General features: G+C 55.6%; 21 protein-coding genes. 13 read left to right on the top strand and 8 right to left on the bottom strand.

Features of this window, described 5'->3' with window-relative positions:
* The first annotated feature begins 75 nt into the window (after positions 1-75).
* Positions 76-1,317 carry an inositol-3-phosphate synthase gene (locus PYRFU_RS06460; RefSeq protein ID WP_014026857.1) on the top strand — a complete coding sequence of 414 codons (1,242 nt, stop codon included), beginning with the start codon at positions 76-78 and terminating at the stop codon, positions 1,315-1,317.
* Positions 1,318-1,581: 264 nt separating this feature from the next.
* Here the strand turns inward: PYRFU_RS06460 and PYRFU_RS06455 are convergent, their stop codons facing one another.
* On the bottom strand, positions 1,582-2,052 hold the full coding sequence (locus PYRFU_RS06455) for a hypothetical protein (RefSeq protein WP_048191780.1): 471 nt from the start codon (positions 2,050-2,052) through the stop codon (positions 1,582-1,584).
* 153 nt (positions 2,053-2,205) lie between these two features.
* Between PYRFU_RS06455 and PYRFU_RS06450 the strand changes: the two genes are divergently transcribed.
* Positions 2,206-4,335: a GNAT family N-acetyltransferase gene (locus PYRFU_RS06450; RefSeq protein WP_014026855.1), complete on the top strand. Its 2,130-nt coding sequence runs from the start codon at positions 2,206-2,208 to the stop codon at positions 4,333-4,335.
* Here PYRFU_RS06450 and PYRFU_RS06445 read toward each other — a convergent pair.
* Positions 4,307-4,621 (bottom strand): DUF134 domain-containing protein, encoded by a 315-nt coding sequence (locus PYRFU_RS06445; protein WP_014026854.1) that lies wholly within the window; start codon positions 4,619-4,621, stop codon positions 4,307-4,309. The two genes, PYRFU_RS06450 and PYRFU_RS06445, sit on opposite strands and share 29 nt — an antisense overlap.
* Before the next feature lie 62 nt (positions 4,622-4,683).
* Here PYRFU_RS06445 and PYRFU_RS06440 point away from each other — a divergent pair, with 62 nt between their 5' ends.
* The 7 genes from PYRFU_RS06440 (at position 4,684) to PYRFU_RS06410 (ending at position 10,764) form a co-directional block, all read left to right on the top strand.
* A complete protein-coding gene (locus tag PYRFU_RS06440; protein WP_014026853.1) occupies positions 4,684-6,126 on the top strand; it encodes an aspartate kinase in 1,443 nt (480 codons plus the stop codon).
* A 126-nt stretch (positions 6,127-6,252) separates the two neighbouring features.
* Complete coding sequence (locus PYRFU_RS06435) at positions 6,253-7,026, top strand: phosphate ABC transporter ATP-binding protein (RefSeq protein WP_048192588.1); 774 nt, start codon at positions 6,253-6,255, stop codon at positions 7,024-7,026.
* Between the two features lie 2 nt (positions 7,027-7,028).
* Entirely contained in the window at positions 7,029-7,658 is a 630-nt protein-coding gene (locus PYRFU_RS06430; RefSeq protein WP_014026851.1) for a phosphate signaling complex PhoU family protein, read from the top strand.
* A 9-nt stretch (positions 7,659-7,667) separates the two neighbouring features.
* Positions 7,668-8,363 carry a 3,4-dihydroxy-2-butanone-4-phosphate synthase gene (locus PYRFU_RS06425; protein ID WP_014026850.1) on the top strand — a complete coding sequence of 232 codons (696 nt, stop codon included), beginning with the start codon at positions 7,668-7,670 and terminating at the stop codon, positions 8,361-8,363.
* A gap of 3 nt (positions 8,364-8,366) precedes the next feature.
* Positions 8,367-8,834: a riboflavin synthase gene (gene ribC / locus PYRFU_RS06420; protein WP_014026849.1), complete on the top strand. Its 468-nt coding sequence runs from the start codon at positions 8,367-8,369 to the stop codon at positions 8,832-8,834.
* 55 nt (positions 8,835-8,889) lie between these two features.
* Positions 8,890-9,597 carry a VTT domain-containing protein gene (locus tag PYRFU_RS06415; RefSeq protein ID WP_167827875.1) on the top strand — a complete coding sequence of 236 codons (708 nt, stop codon included), beginning with the start codon at positions 8,890-8,892 and terminating at the stop codon, positions 9,595-9,597.
* Positions 9,598-9,612: 15 nt separating this feature from the next.
* A complete protein-coding gene (locus PYRFU_RS06410) occupies positions 9,613-10,764 on the top strand; it encodes a citrate/2-methylcitrate synthase (protein WP_014026847.1) in 1,152 nt (383 codons plus the stop codon).
* Here the strand turns inward: PYRFU_RS06410 and PYRFU_RS06405 are convergent.
* Complete coding sequence (locus tag PYRFU_RS06405) at positions 10,737-11,621, bottom strand: hypothetical protein (protein WP_014026846.1); 885 nt, start codon at positions 11,619-11,621, stop codon at positions 10,737-10,739. The genes PYRFU_RS06410 and PYRFU_RS06405 overlap by 28 nt on opposite strands.
* A gap of 142 nt (positions 11,622-11,763) precedes the next feature.
* Between PYRFU_RS06405 and PYRFU_RS06400 the strand changes: the two genes are divergently transcribed.
* Together PYRFU_RS06400 and PYRFU_RS06395 are read left to right on the top strand one after the other, a co-directional pair.
* The gene (locus PYRFU_RS06400) at positions 11,764-12,339 is read left to right on the top strand and encodes a metal-dependent transcriptional regulator (protein WP_014026845.1); all 576 of its coding nucleotides are present in this window, start codon (positions 11,764-11,766) and stop codon (positions 12,337-12,339) included.
* Positions 12,239-12,871, top strand: a complete 633-nt coding sequence (locus tag PYRFU_RS06395; protein ID WP_167827874.1) for a hypothetical protein — start codon at positions 12,239-12,241, stop codon at positions 12,869-12,871. The genes PYRFU_RS06400 and PYRFU_RS06395 overlap by 101 nt, the downstream gene beginning before the upstream one ends.
* Positions 12,872-13,002: 131 nt before the next feature.
* Here PYRFU_RS06395 and PYRFU_RS10525 read toward each other — a convergent pair whose 3' ends face one another.
* Genes PYRFU_RS10525 through PYRFU_RS06385 form a run of 3 tightly spaced genes read right to left on the bottom strand, consistent with a single transcriptional unit; the run spans position 13,003 to position 14,831 of the window.
* On the bottom strand, positions 13,003-13,164 hold the full coding sequence (locus PYRFU_RS10525; protein WP_014026843.1) for a hypothetical protein: 162 nt from the start codon (positions 13,162-13,164) through the stop codon (positions 13,003-13,005).
* Positions 13,165-13,195: 31 nt separating this feature from the next.
* Complete coding sequence (locus PYRFU_RS06390) at positions 13,196-13,873, bottom strand: tRNA(Phe) 7-((3-amino-3-carboxypropyl)-4-demethylwyosine(37)-N(4))-methyltransferase (protein ID WP_014026842.1); 678 nt, start codon at positions 13,871-13,873, stop codon at positions 13,196-13,198.
* Position 13,874: 1 nt separating this feature from the next.
* Positions 13,875-14,831: a GHMP family kinase ATP-binding protein gene (locus PYRFU_RS06385; protein ID WP_014026841.1), complete on the bottom strand. Its 957-nt coding sequence runs from the start codon at positions 14,829-14,831 to the stop codon at positions 13,875-13,877.
* A gap of 117 nt (positions 14,832-14,948) precedes the next feature.
* Between PYRFU_RS06385 and PYRFU_RS06380 the strand changes: the two genes are divergently transcribed.
* Together PYRFU_RS06380 and PYRFU_RS06375 are read left to right on the top strand one after the other, a co-directional pair.
* Positions 14,949-15,191 carry a hypothetical protein gene (locus PYRFU_RS06380; protein WP_014026840.1) on the top strand — a complete coding sequence of 81 codons (243 nt, stop codon included), beginning with the start codon at positions 14,949-14,951 and terminating at the stop codon, positions 15,189-15,191.
* 38 nt (positions 15,192-15,229) lie between these two features.
* Positions 15,230-15,988 carry an ERCC4 domain-containing protein gene (locus tag PYRFU_RS06375; RefSeq protein WP_014026839.1) on the top strand — a complete coding sequence of 253 codons (759 nt, stop codon included), beginning with the start codon at positions 15,230-15,232 and terminating at the stop codon, positions 15,986-15,988.
* Between the two features lie 7 nt (positions 15,989-15,995).
* Here PYRFU_RS06375 and PYRFU_RS06370 read toward each other — a convergent pair whose 3' ends face one another.
* Positions 15,996-18,719 (bottom strand): tRNA(Met) cytidine acetyltransferase TmcA, encoded by a 2,724-nt coding sequence (locus PYRFU_RS06370; RefSeq protein WP_014026838.1) that lies wholly within the window; start codon positions 18,717-18,719, stop codon positions 15,996-15,998.
* 154 nt (positions 18,720-18,873) lie between these two features.
* Positions 18,874-20,322 carry an RtcB family protein gene (locus tag PYRFU_RS06365; protein WP_048191768.1) on the bottom strand — a complete coding sequence of 483 codons (1,449 nt, stop codon included), beginning with the start codon at positions 20,320-20,322 and terminating at the stop codon, positions 18,874-18,876.
* Positions 20,323-20,351: the final 29 nt, after the last annotated feature.

Below are 20,351 nucleotides of genomic sequence, written 5' to 3'. Positions count from 1 at the left end.
AGTTGTAGGGGTAATCCTATTATACAGGTGGAGACGTTGGGCGTGCCCTAAACTCACACTGGTAGGGTGAGCGGCGTGGAGGTTCGCGTAGCGATACTCGGGCAGGGTTATGTAGGCACGACGTTGGCCGTCGGTTTAGAGAGGATAAAGGCTGGCGAGATACCAGCGTGGGGCGTGCCCTTTGGCTTCCCAAAGGACTTCCTAAGAGAGCCCAAGCTAACGGACATCAAGATCGTACATAGCATTGATGTCGATGAGGCGAAGGTTGGGAAGACTCTCTACGAGGTTGCTCAGCAGTACTTCCCGAACCTTAGGATCCCAGAGACCCTCAAGGAGGTGAGGGTCAGTAGGGGTATCCACCTGGGGAGCACAAGGGGCCTACCCCTCAAGGCTAGGGGTCTAGAGGAGGAGACGAGCCTACAGGATGCCGTGGAGAGGATTGTCTCGGAGTGGGAGAAGGCCAAGGTTGACGTTATCGTCAACGTGATCACCACCGAGAAGGGCCCGGGCATCGGCAACTGGGAGAAGCTAGTAGAGGCTATCAAGAAGGGTGGCGAGTGGGAGGGTGGCAAGCTACCGGCAACCTACGCCTACTACTATGCAGCAATGCTATACGCTGAGACCGTGAAGCCTGTCGCCTTCGCCAACGCGATACCAATCACCCTCGCTAGGGACGAGGCGGCTGTAAACGCCGCAGCACAGCGCAACAGCATAGTCCTAGGCGATGACGGTGCCAGCGGCGCCACCCCACTAACCAGCGACCTCCTAGAGCACCTCGCCGAGAGGAACAGGTACGTGAAGGGCGTTGTCCAGTTCAACATCGGTGGCAACCTTGACTTCCTGGCGCTACTAGACCCGGAGAGGAACAAGGCCAAGGAGACAACGAAGAGCAGCATCGTGAAGGACATCCTAGGTTATGACGCGCCACACTTCATCAAGCCAACCGGCTACCTAGAGCCGCTCGGTGACAAGAAGTTCGTCTCGATGCACATCGAGTACATAAGCTTCAACGGCGCAGTCGACGAGATGATAGTAAACGTTAGGATTAACGACAGCCCAGCCCTAGCAGGCCTACTAGTAGACGTCATCCGCACAGCAAAGATTGCGCTCGAGCACGGCGAGAAGGGCACCATCTACGAGATCAACGCCTTCTTCATGAAGAACCCAGGGCCGGCTGGCGCCAAGTCCATCTCCAGGATCGTAGCCTACCAGCTGCTCATCGACTGGCTACTAAGGCACGAGGCGCTCGAGAAGATACCCAGGTACAGCGTCCACACCTTCATTGAGGATCTCGCAAGGCTGCGCAAGCTAGCCTAAACAGTTTTTAACAAAAACTCTGCACGGTTCTACTGTCTCACGCGATGGACGCTCCTTTCGATTCATAGAATAACTGGGGCAAAAACGCTGGGTCTCGCATTTTGCGCCATTCTCGAGTACACGTCTTCCGCGCCTCCCACGAGGTCGCCGTTAGGCTATAGTATTAATGGGCGGATGTAGCGTTGGTAACATCTAGGAGCCCGTTGATGAACTGATGGGCCCCCGAGGGGCGGCCGGTGAGGAGATCTTCGGGCCCTGAGGTGCTTATGGTCTCGCCAGGAGTAGTACTGTGGCTCTCCTGCCGCCCTCCGGAAGTAGCAACGCGTGCGGCTCTAGCTTCTCACCGTCTTCTAGTATCCGTGCTGATCCGTTCTGCTTGACGAGCACCTTACCGGCGACTATGTAGGCCTCTGCGGGCATAAGCACGCGGGTACCCTCGTTGGTCACGTGTATACAGAGGGCTGCTTCGCCCGTGGGGCTCTTGACGGCATACCCGTTGTAAAGTAGACGCGGCTCTCGGCCCATATCATAGCTCTTCATCGGGCGTACCTCCACGTCCTCCCAGGGCGCCTCTATCTGTACCTTCATGCCACCCGGGAGGTAGAGCATCGTGCATGGCCCTAGCTCGGCGTGTAGCCCGTTGGGAGCCTTTACACGTGCTATACCGCGTATCACGACCAGTACGGTAGGCTCCTTAACGTGCAGCTCGAACGTGCGCCCCCTCTCCACGCGCATATTCTCACCATTGGACATGCATTTCGCGAATAATTCTCTCACCCATGGTAGCGGGGGCCGGTTTGCCCACCCTTTAATCTCTAACCATTCCGCTTAACAATTTAGGCGGATCCTTTACCTCTCGCATTTTCGGATGCTTGCCGGGGCACTCTCTTGCTATTGGATGGCTTGACGGTTAAGGCTAGGGAGTGGCTCGAGCATCTCGATGAGCGTGGATACCGTGGCCTAGTCATAGTTCATGGTAGGAGTGTTGCACCTGCGTTGCTAGCGAGCTTGTTGAGTGGTAGGGAGGTTCTCGTCTTAGCATCTTCGTCTAGGAGGGGTTCGTGGAAGTGGACTGGGTGGCGTGTTGAGAGCCCCGCGAGGGTCCAGAGGCTCCTTGGCGGTGAATATGATGCTGTAATAGTTGATGTTGAGCCTCTTCTTCTGCCAAATCTCTTGGCCGCTGTGGCCGAGATGGTTCGCGCTCCCGGCGTTCTCGTTATTGTAGCCGATTGTCCTTGGCAGTGGGATCCTGGTGGTTGGCTGGGTTCGGGTGGCTACGCGAGATACCTCGAGTACAGTCTCGACTCTATGAGTGCACTCCTGAGGCTTGACCTGTGCGGCGGGAGGGTTGTAGAGTCTAGGCTGCCTCCTGTTAGGGGCGAGAAACCTTGGCCTCCAGGGCCACCACGCCTCGACGATCGGGAGTATCTTATGGTGCCTCGTGTTCTTAGGGAGCTTGTGGCGACAAGAGACCAGGGTGAGGCGCTTCGAGCAGCTTGGAGGTTTGCCCGTGGTGGGTACCGTACGTTACTATTTACCGGTGACCGTGGCAGGGGGAAGAGCGCCGCGCTTGGCTTGGCCCTTGCGCTGCTAACATTGCGGAAGGATGTGGGCTTCGTTACCGTGACTGCACCTTCGCTCGAATCGGTGCAGAGTCTCTTCCGCATGCTGGTGGCGGCTCTCCGCAAGGCTGGTATCAATCACCGCGTATTGGCTAAGGGTGATGTTGTCTATGGTGTGCGGGGCCCTTGGTTTCATGTGCGTTTCCATACTCTCGAGGAGGTCTATGAGCCTGGGGGCCTCCTTGTTATCGACGAGGCTGCCGCGGTTGGGCCGCACCGGTTGAGAATGCTTGCGAGGAAGGCCAGGAGGCTCATGGCAGCCACGACTATCCACGGGTATGAGGGGAGTGGGCGTACACTGTTACACATGGTCGAGTCGATACTCCCGCAGCCGATGATTAGGGTTGAGCTTAAGACACCGGTTAGGTACCCGCCGGGCGACCCCCTCGAAGACTGGTTGTACGAGACGTTTGTGCTCCGGAGGCTCCTTGGCGACGAGCGTTACGAGCCCCTATTGCCCGTCGAATGTGTCTCAATGAATGGGTGGAGGCTTGCAAGTGACCCGTGGCTTGCGAGGCTCGCGTATGAGGTGCTTAGCGAGGCACACTACCGCAACGAGCCGGACGACCTCGCGCTCATGCTAGACTCGCCTTACTACCGTGTATACATCCTAAGAGATTCGCGTGGTGTGCCTATTGCTGTCGCGGAGGTTAGCCTGGAATGGCTAGCGCCGCGAGAGAGAAGGATGCTAACGAGCATCACGGGCTTGTGGGGATATCGTGTCGCTCGTATTGTCCGTATTGCGGTAAGGACGGAGCTTCAGGGCAGGGGGTTCGGCTCTAGACTCCTGCGTTGTGTGGAGCATGGCGTCTCTGTGCTCGGCGGCGAGGTAGTCGGCGCTGTATACTCTCGTGGTGTAGTAACACGCTTCTGGCTCGCCAACGGGTATCGTGTCGTCTATATCTCGCCGCGCTTCAACAAGGCGACTGGCGAGAAGAACATCGCCGTGGCTAAGAGTATCTCTGCGCCGCTCAGTGCTATTGCCGAGCTGGAGTATAACATGAGGCTTAGGTTGTTGATCGCCGGGCAGAGCGTGTACCGCGACCTACCCGCTGAGGTGCTAGTAGACATGCTTAGAGTCGAGCCTTTGTTGTCAACGGTGCCCCCCTTGGGCCTAACAGAGTGGCAAGAGAGAGTACTCGATAGCTTCCTGCGGGGGGAGCTGGACCACGAGGCAGCGTGGGATGCTGTATGGGCGAGCGTTGTCTCCATACTTGCTCGTAGAGGTTTGCGACTAGAGGATAAGGAGGCTGTGGCGTTGGTTGCCAGACTTGTACAAGGTAAGCCGCTCTCGGAGGTTGCTGCGCTCCTTGGCGTAGATAGGGCTGAGGCGGCTAGGATCGTAGACTCTGCTGCAAGGCGTCTTGTCAGGGCGGAGCTGGAGCGACTAGGATAGGTTTAAGTTCGACGAGAGCATAGGCTACTTTCTTCCTTGCGCTGGCCAATAACCTCCAGAGCGTGCCTCTCGAGACACCCATCCTGGCTGCGGCCTCCTCCTGGCTAAGCTCGTCGAGGTACACTAGTTTCAACGCCTCTAGCTCGTCGAGGCTAATGATCACGGCTATCCTTGCATCTATGGTTGTTGGCGGGGCGGGTGCCCAGGCGCGCGGCACCGGCGGTATGGATATCCTCCTGGGTTTGGGTGGCCTTCCTCTCGGTGGCGGTGGGGGCGTCCACGCCAAGTCTCTGCACCTCCTGGTGAAGCTCCCTGTCGAGGGTGCTCATGGAGGGTGTCTCTTAAACCGTGGTGTCGCGCGTCCAGGGTATTGACGGGGCGCTTACAGTGAAACCGCTGTTAGTAGCGAAGTTCGGCGGCTCTGTGCTAAAGAGCGGCGAGGATTATGCGAGGGCAGCCGAGATAACAGAGGAGCTGCAGCGCGAGCACAGTGTTATACTAGTTGTCTCGGCTATGAAGGGTGTTACCGATCGCCTTCTGAGGCTTGCAAGGGACTTTGAGGCAAGCCCTAGCGTGGAGATACCAGAGCTCTACCAGATGCACGTCGAGGCTCTTAGGGGTGCAGGTGTATCCGGGAGGCTCTTTGGCGAAGCATTCTCCAGGATCGCGAGGCTGATAGATGAACTCACCAAGATAATATGGGCTCTTCGTGTCCTCGGCGAGGTGACGCCCAAGGCGCTCGACTACGTGGTGAGTTTTGGCGAGAGGCTCTCAGCTGTGATTATGGAGGCTGTGCTGCGCTCGCGTGGCATCGAGGCTAAGGCGCTTACCGGCTGGGAGGCGGGCATTGTTACCGACGATAGGTTCGGAGAGGCTAACCCGATAATGGAGGAGACTGTACCGCGCGTACGTTCCAGGCTCCTACCTCTCACAGAGAAGGGCATAGTCCCCATCGTAACTGGTTTCATAGCGGCGACGCGCAAGGGCGACATAACTACACTCGGGCGTGGGGGTAGCGACTACACTGCTAGCCTCATAGCATCGATACTAGGGGCTACGGAGGTCCACTTCTATACTGATGTGCCTGGCGTGATGACGGCAGACCCGCGGCTCATACCAGAAGCCCGTACAATCCCGAGACTGTGCGTCATTGAGGCTTTGGAACTCTCGAGGGTTGGCGGGAAGAAGTTCCACCCGAGGACCTTCGAGCCGCTCCTCTACTCCAAGATACGTGCGCGTATCCTTGATGCCAAGGACCCTCACGGGCCTCACACGATAGTCGAGCCGGAGTGTATCGACACGTTGAAGGCTGTCGCTGTGATGCGTGGGTTGGCTGTTGTGAGGCTTGAGGGTGCCGTGATGGCTGGGAGGATAGGCACCGCTATGATGGTGACGAGTGTGTCGAAACGTGCTGGTGTCAATATAGTCGCGATATCGCAGCCGGTAACCGAGACGCGCATAGAAATCGTGGTTGCAGAGGAGGATGCTGAGCGTCTCGCGAAGGCGTTAAGCGAGGAGATAAGGAACCAAGAGCTTGATGTGAACGTGATGGTCGAGACTGGGCTATCGGCCGTGACTATAGTCGGGTATGGTCTTCGTAACCCCTCTCTCCGGGCGCGTGTTCTAAGCGAGGCTCTGAGTCTAGAGCCGGAGCCGGAGCTACGTAGCATAACTACCGGTTTCCACGACGCGAGTTTGACCATCGTTACTAACGCTCGAGATGCTGTACGTATAGCTGAGAGGATACACTCTAGACTTCTTCGTACGCGTGGTGCAGGCGAAGCGTCTTAAAAGGAGGGGCGCGTGGGGTTCACGCGGGCTTGAAGCAAGGTCGTAGCGCCACCACTCTCGGCTTGGGCAAGAGGAGGTGATGGATTGCCGGTATCCCTCCTCGTAGGGCGCTCGAGACAGAAGAGCATGTGGCGCCTAGATAGCACCTATGCGGTAGAGCTAGAGAAGGTGAGCATCTACTATGGCGGTAAAAAGGTGGTCAAGAACGTCACCTTGAAGATACCGAGGAACACGGTATTTGCGATAATGGGGCCGAGTGGTAGCGGCAAGTCGACGCTGCTGCGTAGCATCAACCGTATGCTCGACTTTGTCCCCGGGGCGCGTGTAGAGGGAAGCATACGCGTCCTGGGTGTAGACATCTACGCTGAGGGCATAGACCCTATTGAGGTCAGAAGGCTTGTTGGCATGGTATTCCAGATGCCCAATCCCTTCCCCCACATGAGTATATACGAGAATGTGGCGCTGGGGCCAAGGATTCACAAGATGTATAGGTCGAAGAAGGAGCTTGACGAGATAGTGCGTTGGGCTCTAGAGAAGGCAGCGTTGTGGGATGAGGTCAAGGATAGGCTTCACGAGCCGGCCTCGAAGCTATCTGGCGGCCAGCAGCAGAGGCTGTGCATAGCCAGGGCTCTAGCGCTAAAACCCAGGATACTGCTCATGGATGAGCCGACGGCAAATCTGGACCCCATAGCAACGTCCAAGATAGAGGAGTTGATAGCCGAGCTGAAGAAAGAGGTAACCATTATCATCGTGACACACTCGCCTAGGCAGGCTGCAAGGGTGGCTGACTACGTCGCCTTCATCTATAAGGGTGAGCTTGTCGAGGCGGGGCCGACGAAAGAGGTCTTCACAAGACCTAAGCACGAGCTTACAGAGAAGTTCCTAACGGGGGCGTTTTAGCCGTGCCTAAGCGCCTAATAGACCTCGCCCTCGAAGAGCTCAAGGGTCTTATTGGTAGCCTTGCTTCTGTTGCCGACGAGTCTCTCAGATACGCTCGAAATTGTATAAGACAGTGTAGCGAGGGTGACCTGGAGAAGCTGCGCGGCTTCTCGAGGGACGCTTTCCGCCTCAAAACCGAGGTGCATGACCTTGCCACGGAGGTCATCGCGAGGTTCCAGCCTGTGGCTGCCGACCTACGCTTGCTGCAAGCCCTTGTTAATGCGAGCTATGACTTCTATCGCGTGACGCGCTACACTTTCGAGATTGCTAGGACGGTAAGGATACTGGAGTGCAACGGGTGTGAGATGGGGCTTGCGTGTGAAACTTGGGATCAGATACTTGAGATGATGAGCCTCGCCAGGAAAGCCATACTAGAGCTTGACGAGAAAGCTGCAAGGAAGGTCATGCAGTTGGATGCCGGAATAGACGAGGCTTACATAGCTGGCTTGACGAGGCTCAAGAGTGACACGATAGATCGTTGTACTGCAGCCGAGGCGCTCATACTGAGGCATCTGGAGAGGATAGCTGACCACCTCACCTACATAGCCTCGGAAACCGTATACGCTGTTAAGGGTCTCAGAGAGTACGTGTAGGGTGCCAGCATGTCTAGAGTGAGCCGCGTAGAGGTCGCCATCCGGGCATTGAAGCGCGGAGAGCCCGTAATGGTCTTTGACGGGTGGGGTAGAGAAGAGGAGGTAGACCTGGTTTTCCACGCATCTAGTGTCACGTGGAGAGAGGTCAGTCTCCTAAGGCGCGTTGCGGGAGGCTTGATCTGCTACGCTACTCGCTACGACTTGTTGAAGAAGCTTGGCATTCCGTTCCTCCACGAGGCGCTGGCGAAGGTTCCCTCATTAGCACCTCTGGCCGAGAGGAGGCTCTCATATGGAGACCCGCCTGCTTTCGTACTCTGGGTTAACCACCGTAGCGTAAAGACGGGTATCAGTGATGTGGATCGCGCCAAGACGATAGCAGCTCTCCACAGGCTAACTCAGCTGCTCATAGAGGGTGACGAGAAAGCAGTCAAGTTCTTCCAGGACGAGTTCGTAGTGCCAGGTCATGTTGCTCTTCTCGGCTCTAGGGGCTTGGAGCAGAGGAGGGGCCACACGGAGTTGTCTGTCGCCCTGGCTGAGATGGCCGGTCTTAGCCCGAGCGTAGTCTTTGCAGAGATGCTTAGCGATCATGGCGAGTCGATGGGTTTGGATGAGGCAGAGAGGTTCAGCAGGCTAACCGGTATCCCTCTCGTGACTGGCGACGAGATTATCGAGGCCTGGTGGGAGTGGAGAAACGCGAGGCGCTAAGCCTTGGTTAGGGTCGGCGTCGCTGATACTACATTTGCGCGTGTTGACATGGCCAGGTATGCAATTGAGGCTATCCAGGAGATAGATCCCAATGCGGAGATCGTGAGATACACTGTGCCAGGCATAAAGGATCTTCCGGTTGCTGCCCTGAGGCTCATAGAGGAGTTCGGATGCGATGGCGTGATAACATTAGGCTGGGTTGGGTCTAGTCTAACCGATAAGCTAAGCTATGTAGTCGCCAGTATGGGGCTTATACTTGTGCAGCTAAAGACGCGCAGGCATGTGATAGACGTTACTGTACACGAGGACGAGGCTTCTAGCCCCGAGGAGCTTCGCCAGATAGCAATAGACCGTGCTAGAAAACATGCACGCAACCTTATGATGCTCCTGCTTGAAGGCCCTGAGGCTCTAACGCCATGGGCAGGTAAGGGTTTGAGGCAGGGCAGACCAGATGTAGGGCCAATAGAGTGAGGCTCTGGCTTCCTTATCGGCTATTATCGCTATTATTGGCTATCAGTTAGGCTGGTTGCCCGAGAGTGGAGGGGGCTTGATCGAGGAGCTTGTGAAGGGGCTCTGGGAGGCTTATTCCAGCGTACCATGGCTTGGTGCCTTTATAGTATCGCTGCTTGGCAATGCGATACCCTACACCACAGTCCCGTATCTCGTGTGGATAGCGCTAACCGCGCCCGAATACAGCGACCCGCTCGTAAAGGCGCTCGTGATAGTCTTTGCTGGTCTCGGCGCGGCGATTGGAAAGCTTATAGTGTTCACCATGGGGCGTGCGGCGCATGCAGTGCTCCCCGAGCATGTAAGGGAGAACATGGAGTATTTCGCCAAGCTCATTAAGAAATGGGGGTTTCTCGCTATCTTCCTCTTCGCGGCCCTCCCCCTCCCCGACGACATACTCTACATACCGCTAGGCATAGCCGGGTATAGCATCACGCTCTTCTTCATAGCAGTCGCTCTAGGCAAGATAGTCATCACGGCGCTCGCCGTCATGACGGGAGACATACTCGCCAGTATGACCGGCGCGGAGGGAGGCTTCAACGCGCAATTCATCCTGGCTTTGCTAGTACTGAGCTTTATAGTGACATACGTTATCGCTAGGATTGACTGGATGCGTGTAACTCGCGCTATGGAAGAGGGTATTATCCCTGCGATGGTGGTGTTATTAGAGGAAACTGGCAGGGCTCTCCTACCGGTTAGGAGGGGTTCTGGGAAGAGAGGTGCGTAGTGAGCCTTGAGCATTGTGCGTGGCCTGGATGGTGTTTACGTCGCAGAGACTAGGATATCGTATGTGGATGGCGAGAAGGGTAGGCTATGGTATAGAGGATATGCTGTTGACGAGCTTGCCAGGAAAGCAACCTTCGAAGAAGTCGCTTACCTCTTGATACATGGTAAGCTTCCAAACCGTGAGGAGCTCGAAGAGTTCCGTTCGAGGCTTATCGCCGCCCGCAGGATACCCGAGCATGTAATTGAGGTCGCTGAGAAGCTTCCGCAGAACCTCCATGTGCTCGACAAGATGAGGGTTCTCGTCACGCTTCTCTACGGGTGGTATGGTGACGGCAAACCGAGAATGCTCACATCAAAACAGGTAGACGCGAAGCCCGTTATAGAGGCCGGTACTGGTCTTGTTGGCGCGGCACCGCGCTTACTGGGCATCATAGCCGCTCTTGAGGAGGGTAGGGAGCTGCCGAGCGAGAAATTCGAGCTGGATAGTCACGCGGCTTACACGCTCTATGCGCTAACGGGTAGAGAGCCTAGCCTGCCGGAGAGAGACGCGTTTAACACACTACTCATCCTCTACGCGGATCACGAGCTGCCAGCCTCAACCTTCGCTGCTATGGTCGCAGCCTCCACTCTAACCGACATCTATAGCGCTATTGATGCTGCGCTAGCGACGCTCAAGGGCCCGCTCCATGGCGGTGCGCTCGAAGAAGTTGCAAAGATGCTCCTGGAGATTGGCGACCCCGAAAACGCCGAGAAGTACGTCGAGAACGTATTGTCGAGTGGTAAGAGGCTAATGGGGTTCGGTCACCGCGTGTACAAGACGTACGATCCGCGCAGCTTGATACTCAAGAAGGTAGCCTCAATCATAGCTAATGCTGTTGGTGGTGAAGCCCGTCGTCTCTACGAGACGGCAGTTGCTGTCGAGAATGCGGCCCTCAAGAGGCTGGCTAGGAAGAACATATACCCGAACGTTGACTTCTGGGCCTCCGTCCTCCTCTACGCCCTCGGCATTAAACCAAGGTACTACACTGGTGTCTTTGCAGTTGCAAGGATCGTAGGATGGGTAGCGCACGTAGCAGAGTATGTGGCTAGGAACAGGCTGATACGTCCAAGGGCGCTCTACACTGGCCCGTTAAACCTCCCCTACTTGCCCTTAGAAGCCCGCCAGTAGTCCCACCAGGCGGCTAGGAAGCCAACAACCCAGACAGCATAGGTAACCATCGCTATCCGGAGGTATGTCGTGAATACTTTCGCTACTTCTGCCAACCCGTCTAGTATAGCTGCAAGCGCATCAGGTGTTATGCTAGCCGTCCCTACTGGGATGAAGTGCAACACCCTTGTTGCAAACTCCCGCCAGGCCATGTACACTATTACGGCATTAGCAGCGTAGATCAGCCCACCTATGAGCAGCAGGAATGATGCTATCTTGCCGCCGCGACCCCACGCCTGCGTCGCATGTATTATGCTTGCAGCAACGGGGGTCAACGCGGATAATATGAATGCTAGTAGGGCGGCTTTGATGTTCCTAGCCACTTGTATGACAGCGGTTATGTAGCTACTATTGGTGCCCAAGTAGACCGAGATGAGTGGATAGATTATCACTAGGACGCCTAGCACCCAGAGAAGCGTACCCATAATGTTGAAAGCGAGTAGCGCGTAACGAGCTCTCTTGCTCCACGCCCCGGTCAGCCTCTTCCAACCCTTCTCGATGAGAGAGCCTCCCGCGAACCAAGCCGCAATGCCAGTCACAAGCAGAACTATTGTTAACGGCATGGCTGCCAACAGGAAAATCATCTTCAACATCATGTTGCTTAGCTCTGTCTCGACTGCTTGTAGCCCAGCTGTACGCGCCGTTTCGGCAAGACCCTCGAGTATCGAGGCAATGTAGCCAGGCACGTCGAGTAGTACCGCCATGACCGTTATGCCGTAAAGACGGAGCAGAGACCCAAGCGTCCCCCACAACACGCCATGCGGGCTCCGCGTGTTCCCCCTGCTCTCACTCTCCACTTGTTGCTTGGTGGACGGCAAGTTGCTGCCCCTACGCTTCTGCACAGCAGCCGATGGTCAAGGGTTTAAACTGGTGTGTTGTTAGGTTCGCCTACAAGGGCAGTGAGGAGCCGTGGATTATGCTGAGACACGTGCTGAGTCCAGCCGAGCACCGAGCCCCCAATTGCAGCAGCTTAAGCTGAACAGGAGGGAGGAAGAGTATCTCGAGGCTATGCTTTTCCTCGAGAAGAGCAAGGGTAAGATTCGCGTCAAGGACCTTGCTGAACGTCTAGGCGTCAAACCCCCGACTGTCGTAGAGTTCCTCGAGAAGCTGGCTAAGAAGGGGCTCGTGGACTACAAGAAGCACTCTGGGGTCAGCCTAACACCCTTAGGACGCAGGGTAGCCGAGGAGGTCTACAAGAGACACCTGGCTATCAAGAAGTTCTTGATGATGCTTGGTGTGCCGGAGGATATCGCCGAGAGAGACGCTTGTTACATAGAGCATGGCATAAGCGATGAGAGCCTACGCCTCATAACCCTGTTCATAGAGTTTGTCGAGAACTGTCCAGGCGACTTGCCACGCTTCCTTCGCCACTTCCGTTATTATGTTGAGAAGAGGGTATGGCCCCCCGACTGCCCCCATAGGCGCGAGGGGCGCATTGAGCGTGAAGACAAGGTTGTATCCAGTGCTTGTCCCAGCCCAGTATGCCTCGCTGCTGCGCCGTCGCCGCGTAACACTAAGAGGCCCAGTGGTCCTTGAGCCCAAGTTTGACGGCTACCTGGTTGCCGCTATTGGCGGTAAGCTGTACAACGTGCTTGGCGAGCCAGCGCCCCGATGGCTAAAAGCAGCGCTGTTCATGGCCGGTGTTGCAGAGCAGGTCTACGAGATGATGAGAGACGGTTTTGCAGTGTTCCTCGAGGTGTATGGTAGGAGGTTGACGCCCAACGGGTATCATAGGAAGCATAAACGCGACTACGATGCAGTGGTTCTCGATATTGGCATCGTGGAGGACGGCAGGGTTAGAATACTGCCGCCTGAGAAAGCTGCAGATGCAGCGGACATATATGGTCTAAGATACGTACCCTACCGCTTCGAGGATGCTGATGTCCTTACAGATCCGCCTATGAGTCTCGCCGAGAGGCTGCCGGCATACCAAGGATGGGAGGGATACGTTGCCAAAGTCTACGCTGCTCATGGGCATAGGTTGCCTCCCGACTATAGGGTGAAACAACTAGGAGTTCTCATGGTCAAAGCCAGGTGGCAATCACTTGGCAACCTAGTGGTCCACTAGCTTGTCAACTGAGCCGATCTATGCACGCTAGTAAACGGTACGCAAAATCTGTTTTGGACTACATGGGCAACCATTGCGGATACAGCAACGTGCATAACATGTAGTGTAAAACTGTTGTAGCGTGGCGGGCGTTACTCACGCTCCTTCTTCTTCTTGCCGCCGCCACGTCCCTTGCCCTTCGGCTCAATGAACTCCTTGAAGTACCAGCCATGGGAGGTCTTGATGTGCTCTAGTAGCGCTTTTCTCCTAAACATTCCGCGGCCGCAGACTGGGCACGGCCTCCCGCCAGCCATACGCGCCCCCAGGGTGGGCTCGTGCTCTGCATTATTTAACGGCTGGTGACACGCCGAGCAGTTTGAGATAGTGCTGGGCTGCAGGGGGTATGCTAGGCGGGCTCCATAGGCTGGCTGGCCTAGCCTTCCTTAGCTCGTCGCGGAGTCTTGCAAGTCTGTCCTTCGCTTGTCTTAGTGCATTATTAGCGAGGCTTATGATGTCTCTCAGTCTCTCCTTATCAACCCAGAGGTTGTCCCGCGAGCCTAGAGGGATGTTTACACGTATACCGGTTCTTAGCTCCACGAGTATACCCTTCTTTGTTGATGCGAGTATGCCGCTGTGTTTGAAGCCAGCTCTCCTAGCTATCTCTAGCACTTCGAACGCCTCATCTATATCGAGTGTCTCCACGTGTATGATTGGGCCTTGTACGCTCAGCCAAGGTCTATATGCAAGAGGCCTCTCTACCACCTCGATTATCTCATCAACAGTCACTGGCTCGTGCTTCTTGAATATTATCATCGTCTCCTCCTTATCCCACGGGTACTCGGCATCCATGACGACTATGCGGCCGCTACAGCTACTCGTTGTAAAGCTCTTAGGGCGGAGAAAGAACTCGACAAGAATGTCGATTATATCGCGATCAAGATAGCCTATCTCGAGATCCTCCCACAGCCTCTCCCAGCTCCTAATCTTCCTATCCAACCATAGCTTCTCATCGGGCGTCTCCATGCTACCCCTCCAGCGTCACAACAGCGCCGCGGTTACGTGGCTTCAACACTCCATAGTACTCTAGGCGTATGCCTCGCTGCTCTAGCCGTGAGGCAGCCTGGTTGAGAGCCGTTCTAGCTGACTCCTCGTCCGGGAAGAAGGCGTAGACTGTCGGACCCCAACTAGACTGGCCCACGCCCCTACCACCGGCTCTGCGCAGCTCCTCGGCGGCTGCAGCCGTCTCCCTACAGCAATAGGCGCCCTCCTGCGCCTTAGAGAAGTACATCCCCATGATTCTCTCGATCTCCTCAAGCGCTGCTGTGAAACTCTCAAAGTCCTTCTCTACCGCCGCCGGTGCAAGCCAGGTAAAGACAGTCTCGAGAAGCGTACAGTGCAAGGTGGGGTCTATCGATCCCTGGAATACAACCTCGCCCTCCTCAGCCACCCTCCAGCTTGTCATGGGTGTCAGGTAGACTATCCTCCATTTTTCCGGCAGCTCAATACGCATCATAGGCTTGGGAACGCCGGTCTCTACGCCTACCCTCCTACCCGTGTCTATGATGAAACCCCCGTATGCGAATGCAGCTATACCAACACCCGATACCTTTCCACGGCCCGCCAGCTCGGCAAGCTTATACACGTCAATATCGAGGCTGGCTAGTCGCGCGAGACCAGCGTATACCGCCAGCTTGGCTTGTGTCGTTGAGCCTAGCCCGCGATGCTCGGGTATACACTTGCGTGCAACTAGCTTGATGCTCATATCACCTAGTCTTAGCCTCTCGAGAGCCTCCAGCAATATACGATGAAACCTTGCGCGCTGGCAACCCTCAACAACTATACCGTTGCCACCCTCCTCGATGACAATGTCGTATCCGACTCCGTCGACCGCCAGACCTATACTGCCCCATAAGCGCCTGACTGGCATCAGGTTATAGAAGCCGAAGTGTAGCCTAGCGCCAGTCTCTATCCGCACTCGCACTAGCCAATCCCTCCCCAGCGAAGAGCAAACCAACCCCCGAGTCTTAAACTAGGGCCCTACGGGGCCGTTGAAGAGCCGTCCACCTACACTGAGGTGCCGGGGTGACGAGGCACGAGCGTGCGGAGGCCCCGCTTACTAAGAGCCATCCTAGTGCCGCTCTTGCTAGTCTTGTATGGCGCGTTGGGCCTCATACTCATCATAATCCTGGTTGGTATCTTGGCTAGCGGGGTTAGAGGCGGAGATGTAGTAGCGAGTGTGGCGCGCCTCTCGATAGCGGCATTGGTGTTTATGGTGTGGCTCTACTCGTGGAGGAGGTTCACGTTGTGGGTTAGGGACAGTGCTTGCAGGGCACGGGTCTAAACCGGTGACACTATGCATAGCTAGACCTAGGGCTGGTAATGCCAATACTCTCGGAGAAGCTGCTCGCGCCCGTGGATATCGTGGTTGACACTAGGGAGGCTTCGAAGAACAAGGATATACTCGAGCACCTCGTGAGGAGTGGGTTGCGAGTTGCCCGTATAGCGCTTAACGCCGGCGACTACTACCTCCTAGCCCCGGAGGGTAAGAAGCCCCTGCTTGTCGAGAGGAAGACTGTGAACGACTTCCTCAATAGTATACGCGATAATCGAGTCTGGGAGCAGGCTAAGCTGCTAAAGGAGGCTGCCGAGGAGGATGGAGCGCAGCCCATCATAATCCTTGAGGGTTGGCTGGGCATCGCCGAGAAGAGGAGAAAATGGAACATGGCAGCAGTCCTTCGAATCCTTGACGAGATTCTACTAGACTGGGGTATTCCCGTGCTACCTACGCCTCACAAGCAGGCTACCGCGGCGTGGCTTGCTGCTAAAGCTAAGGCTCTGGGTCGCGTTGAAGAGAAGAAGGTTGTAAGGCTGAGGGTGGAGAAGAAGCCTATGGGCATAAACGAGCGCATCCTCTACGTTGCGGAGAGCATCATAGGCCCTAGGCTGGCTAGGAGGCTACTAGAGCACTTTGGGACGTTGAAGGCAGTTGCGAATGCGAGCATAGCGGAGTTGATGAGAGTAGAGGGTATAGGCGAGAAGAGAGCGCGAGAGATATACGCGATATTCAATACGCCATGGCGTGGAGAGTCAACCTCCAGCTCATCAAAGCCTAACGTGCTTCACACACAGAAGAGCTGAGGTAAGGTCAAATCGGAGACTCTTCGTCCTCCTCGTCTTCCTCGCTCTTTGCCGCGCGTGCTATCTCCTCGAGGGTTCTCACCCTCTCCTCTTCGTGTTCACTCTCCTCGCTAGCCTCTACCGGCTTCGTTGCCACGAGGCTCTTTTCGACTCTACCGTAGAGTCCCGTCTCTGGCTGCCTTAGTAGCACTTCTGGCGTAACCTCCAATGCTGTAATCTTGTCTGCATGTAGGCCGACTGGCGAGTCGGGGCCAAGCCCATAGTAGTGCTTGAGCAGCTTCCTCGCAATTTCCTTCATCGTGGTGAGAACCTTGTACACCTTCCAGCCCAGCTCTTCAGCAACCTTCTCCCAACTCTTACCCTGCAGCGCCTTGGCTATGAGGAGTAACTCTTCCTTCTCACTGAGTTTTGGCCTCTCATCTCTACCCTGCAGCCAATAAGCACGTGCAAGCTCATGCATGATATCGTTGGCTGCCTCGAACGTCATCGGGCCATACGCGTATATCCAGAGGCGGTCTACCTGGATCGGTGTAAGCATCGGCTTGTAGCCCGGCAGTATTGGCGACCCATCACCCTCCAGCATCATCCTTGCGACCTCGAGTTCGAGGTCGCGGTAGGTATCGTGGAGGCTCTCGAGGAGCTTCCTCCGGAACTCTCGGTTCGCTATCCTTACCATTTCCTTCACATCCTCGGCTATCGGCTTAAGGACTAGCGTCGTGTACTCGCCGCTTACAGGGTTCCTATCTGGCGACATGTGAACCGGCACGAAGCCATTTTTCAACCAGAAGCGTAGCAGTTGCTCGTTGACGCCGAACCCGCTCCCAACCCAGTCAAGACCCCTCTCCTTGGCCTCCTCGTATATCTCCTCAAGCATCCTTGAGCCTATGCCTCTACCCTGCACCTCTGGGTGTGTCGCTATCCTCACTATCCTCCAGCCGCGTTTCCGCCCAAACTCCCATAGACGCAGATGTTTTAGCACACGATCGGGTATGATATTACCCGCTATCTTACCACCGCGCAAGAGATCCTCGATAAGCTCGTCGTCTAATCCACCCTCCTGTGCGATTTGAACCGCGCACACGATCTTGCCGCTCGGTGTTGCCATGGCACGTATTATGTGGTGTGGTGCATCGGCGAGAATTGCTAGATCGTCTGGCTCGTTACGATAGTGCGCGAGCACATATATTCCAAAGAGTTGGCGTAATGTCTGCTCGCCCTCTTCACTGAAGAGCCACTCGGGGTCCAATTTGAGGTACTCTAGCCTACCCTCCTCGATAGCCCGGATGTCCTCCCGGTCTAGCTCGGCGGGCTCCGCATCTAGCAGCAACGCGTCAAATAGCCACTTTTCAATTGGGTCGTTCTTGGCATAGCGTATCGGCTCGTGCATCTCATAGATCACTAGCTCGGTGTTTGGATCGCGCTTTATTGCTGACATGAAGCGGACCGAGAAGCCTCTACCCGCTCCCTCATACCCGTGGATCGTCGTAGCAAAGACGAGCCTCTTGTGAGCCCTCCAGATGGCATGTAGTAGCGGCACGTGTATACCACTAGCCTCGTCGACAGCCACGATATCCGCTTTGAGTTTCGGTACGTGTATGGGCTCCCAGTACTCAATGCTAAAGCCTTCGCCGTGAAGCTCGAGTATCATCCCAGAGCGTTTCACAACGCGAGGTTTCAAACGCAGCTCTTCTGCAGCCTTCACAGCCAGCTGGAAGAACGACTGGATGTTGCTAAGGCTGGGCGCAGTTACTATGATGCGTACCCTCCTCTTGCCTTTCTGTTTGCGTATTAGATAGGCCACGCCTACAAGGCCTATACCGACGGCGCATGACTTGCCACGACCACGATCAGCTGTTATAACGAGGACCTTCTTCCTCCTACCCTTTGGCTTGTCCACTAGATGCTTCTCAACAAGATGAATCACGTTAACCTGATCCTGTGTCAGCGCAAGTCTATAGATGTCCTCTGGTAACCTTGTCTTCTTCGGGAACCTTATCCTACGTTCGTATTGCTCGCTCGGAGGCTTCAACGAGGCTTCGTCAATCTTTATGGCGCGTCGCTCATCAGCATCGTAAATGAATATTCCTTGATGCTGCATTAACTTCCTCTTGAACCACTTTATGAATATGTGTCTTGGCTCGGGGAAACCGGGTACAACAAGGTTGCGCTTGAATAAGGTCATCCATTTGTCCCACTTGTCCCACGATGGCACCAGGAAGATGATGAGGCCTCCTCCCTCTACAACGCCGACAAGACGACCAACATCATTAGGCTTTAGGTCGTTGACAAGATCCAGTATGAGGCCGCGGAATGTGGTGCCTAGGTATTGCTCGCTCTCCTCGTACCTAGCTATCCTAGGCGTTATCATCGCGCCGCGTTCCTTCAGAGCTCTCTTGACTATCTCCTTGCGGAGCTTTGCATCATTAAACTCGTCGTGGAAGACGTAAAGCACTGGCAGTTCTTCGCGGCCACGAATCCTCCTATACACTCTTTCATAGAATAGCATCGCTCTGGCTGCAAGAGCGCCAACTAGAACAGGATCCTCACCACTTATCACGAGAAGCCTGCGGTGATTAGCACGTATACCTGCCTCGATAGCTTTGCCCAGCTTCCTCAACAACCTCTGATAACTTGCCGGAATGTACTCGCCAAGGTTGCGAACTACGCGCCTAGCTATCTCCTCAATATCCCTTTTCGAAAGCTTCTCGACGTCAGTTATTACCTCAGTCAAGCCACTACCCTCCCTTCACTCCCTAACTCTCCAAGCGACTTACGAAACGCCTCCTAATCACCCCTACCACTCACTAGAAAAACACAACATAGAAGGATAAGGCGAGCACAAAAGCATGTGATACGTGCGATGCACTCCTAAAATAATGTGGGGTTTAGCCCTTGACTACACCAATCGGGCGTAGCTTGACAACGAGCTTAGCAATCTTGACAGCGTGTGCGACGCGAACCACACGCTCGCTTGGCTTGTAGGCGCCAGGAGCCTCCTCTGCGATGACCCTCCTGTTAGCGGCCATAACCACTATACCCTGCCTGGCTAGCTGCTCGACAACCTCAGCTGGCCTGTAGGTTCTGACTGCCGCTTCGCGGCTCATCCAGCGGCCAGAGCCGTGTGGAGCAGAGTACCAGGTCCTCTTACCCTCCGGGATGCCGACCATCACGAAGCTCGGTGTGCCCATGCTACCTGGTATGAGGACCACCTGGCCAATCTCCCTGTGATCCTTGGGTATCTCTGGATGGCCTGGTGGGAATGCTCTGGTCGCGCCCTTCCTGTGTACGACCAGCTTCATCCTCTTCCCGTCGACCTCGTGCTCCTCTATCTTTGCGATGTTGTGGGCCACATCATATATGATGTGTAGGTCTAGCTTGTCGGGATCAACGTGTAGCACTCTGCGGAAGCTCTCGCGCACCCAGTGCGTGATTAGCTGCCTGTTGGTCCATGCGTAGTTGGCGGCGGCAGCCATCGCCCTAAGGTAGTCTTGGGCCTCCCTGCTAGAGAATGGGACGCTGGCTAGCTCGCGGTCTGGTGGGCGGATGCCATACTTCCTCATAGCCCTCTCCATTATCATGAGGTAGTCGCTTGCAACTTGGTGGCCTAGACCACGGCTACCAGTGTGTATCATGACCATAACTTGGCCTACACGCTCTATGCCAAGTACCTTGGCAATCTGTGGGTCGTATATCTCGTCAACAACCTGCACTTCTAGGAAGTGGTTGCCGCTGCCAAGGGTGCCTAGCTGGGGGGCTCCACGCTGCTTGGCCCTCTGGCTTACCTTCGAGGAGTCTGCTAGTGTCCAGCTGCCTCGCTCCTCGATGTGCTCCGGGTCGTCAGCCCAGCCGTAGCCGCGCTGTACAGCCCACATTACGCCCTCGTCGAGCACCTTGTTAAGCTCCTGGATGCTCAAGTGTATCTTGCCGCTCTTGCCTAGGCCGCTAGGCACGTTCCTGTACAGCTCCTGGATGAGCTCCTTGAGTTTCGGCTTAACCTCGTTGTAGTCGAGGTTTGTACGGAGAAGCCTTACACCACAGTTGATATCGTAGCCGACGCCACCCGGGCTGATAACGCCATCCTCGTCAATCGCCATGCCTGCCACGCCGCCAATGGGGAAGCCATAACCCTGGTGGCCGTCCGGCATCACGTAACTGGCTACTTGTATGCCGGGGAGGCAGGCCACGTTAGCCGCTTGCTCTAGGGTTAGATCCTGCTGCATCTTCTTGAGGAGGTATTCGTCGGCAAAGATCACAGCCGGTACTCTCATGCACGGCTTTGCGCCTTTGGGTATGACCCATTCGTACTCGCTAACCCTCTGGAGCTTAACAGCCATTGAAGAAGCACCCGTTAAACCCGTGCACA

Origin of the sequence: Pyrolobus fumarii 1A (assembly GCF_000223395.1) — an archaeon.
In the GTDB taxonomy this organism is placed as follows: domain Archaea; phylum Thermoproteota; class Thermoprotei_A; order Sulfolobales; family Pyrodictiaceae; genus Pyrolobus; species Pyrolobus fumarii.
The sequence above is the reverse complement of the archived record's forward strand: the minus strand, read 5'-3'. Positions and strand labels throughout refer to the sequence as shown.

Coding starts and splice junctions, on each gene's coding strand:
- PYRFU_RS06365 (WP_048191768.1), bottom strand. CDS start 20,322: ATGGCTGTTAAGCTCCAGAGGGTTAGCGAGTACGAATGGGTCATACCC.
- PYRFU_RS10525 (WP_014026843.1), bottom strand. CDS start 13,164: ATGGCTGGCGGGAGGCCGTGCCCAGTCTGCGGCCGCGGAATGTTTAGG.
- PYRFU_RS06425 (WP_014026850.1), top strand. CDS start 7,668: ATGTCTAGAGTGAGCCGCGTAGAGGTCGCCATCCGGGCATTGAAGCGC.
- PYRFU_RS06435 (WP_048192588.1), top strand. CDS start 6,253: ATGTGGCGCCTAGATAGCACCTATGCGGTAGAGCTAGAGAAGGTGAGC.
- PYRFU_RS06390 (WP_014026842.1), bottom strand. CDS start 13,873: ATGGAGACGCCCGATGAGAAGCTATGGTTGGATAGGAAGATTAGGAGC.
- PYRFU_RS06375 (WP_014026839.1), top strand. CDS start 15,230: ATGCCAATACTCTCGGAGAAGCTGCTCGCGCCCGTGGATATCGTGGTT.
- PYRFU_RS06455 (WP_048191780.1), bottom strand. CDS start 2,052: ATGCGCGTGGAGAGGGGGCGCACGTTCGAGCTGCACGTTAAGGAGCCT.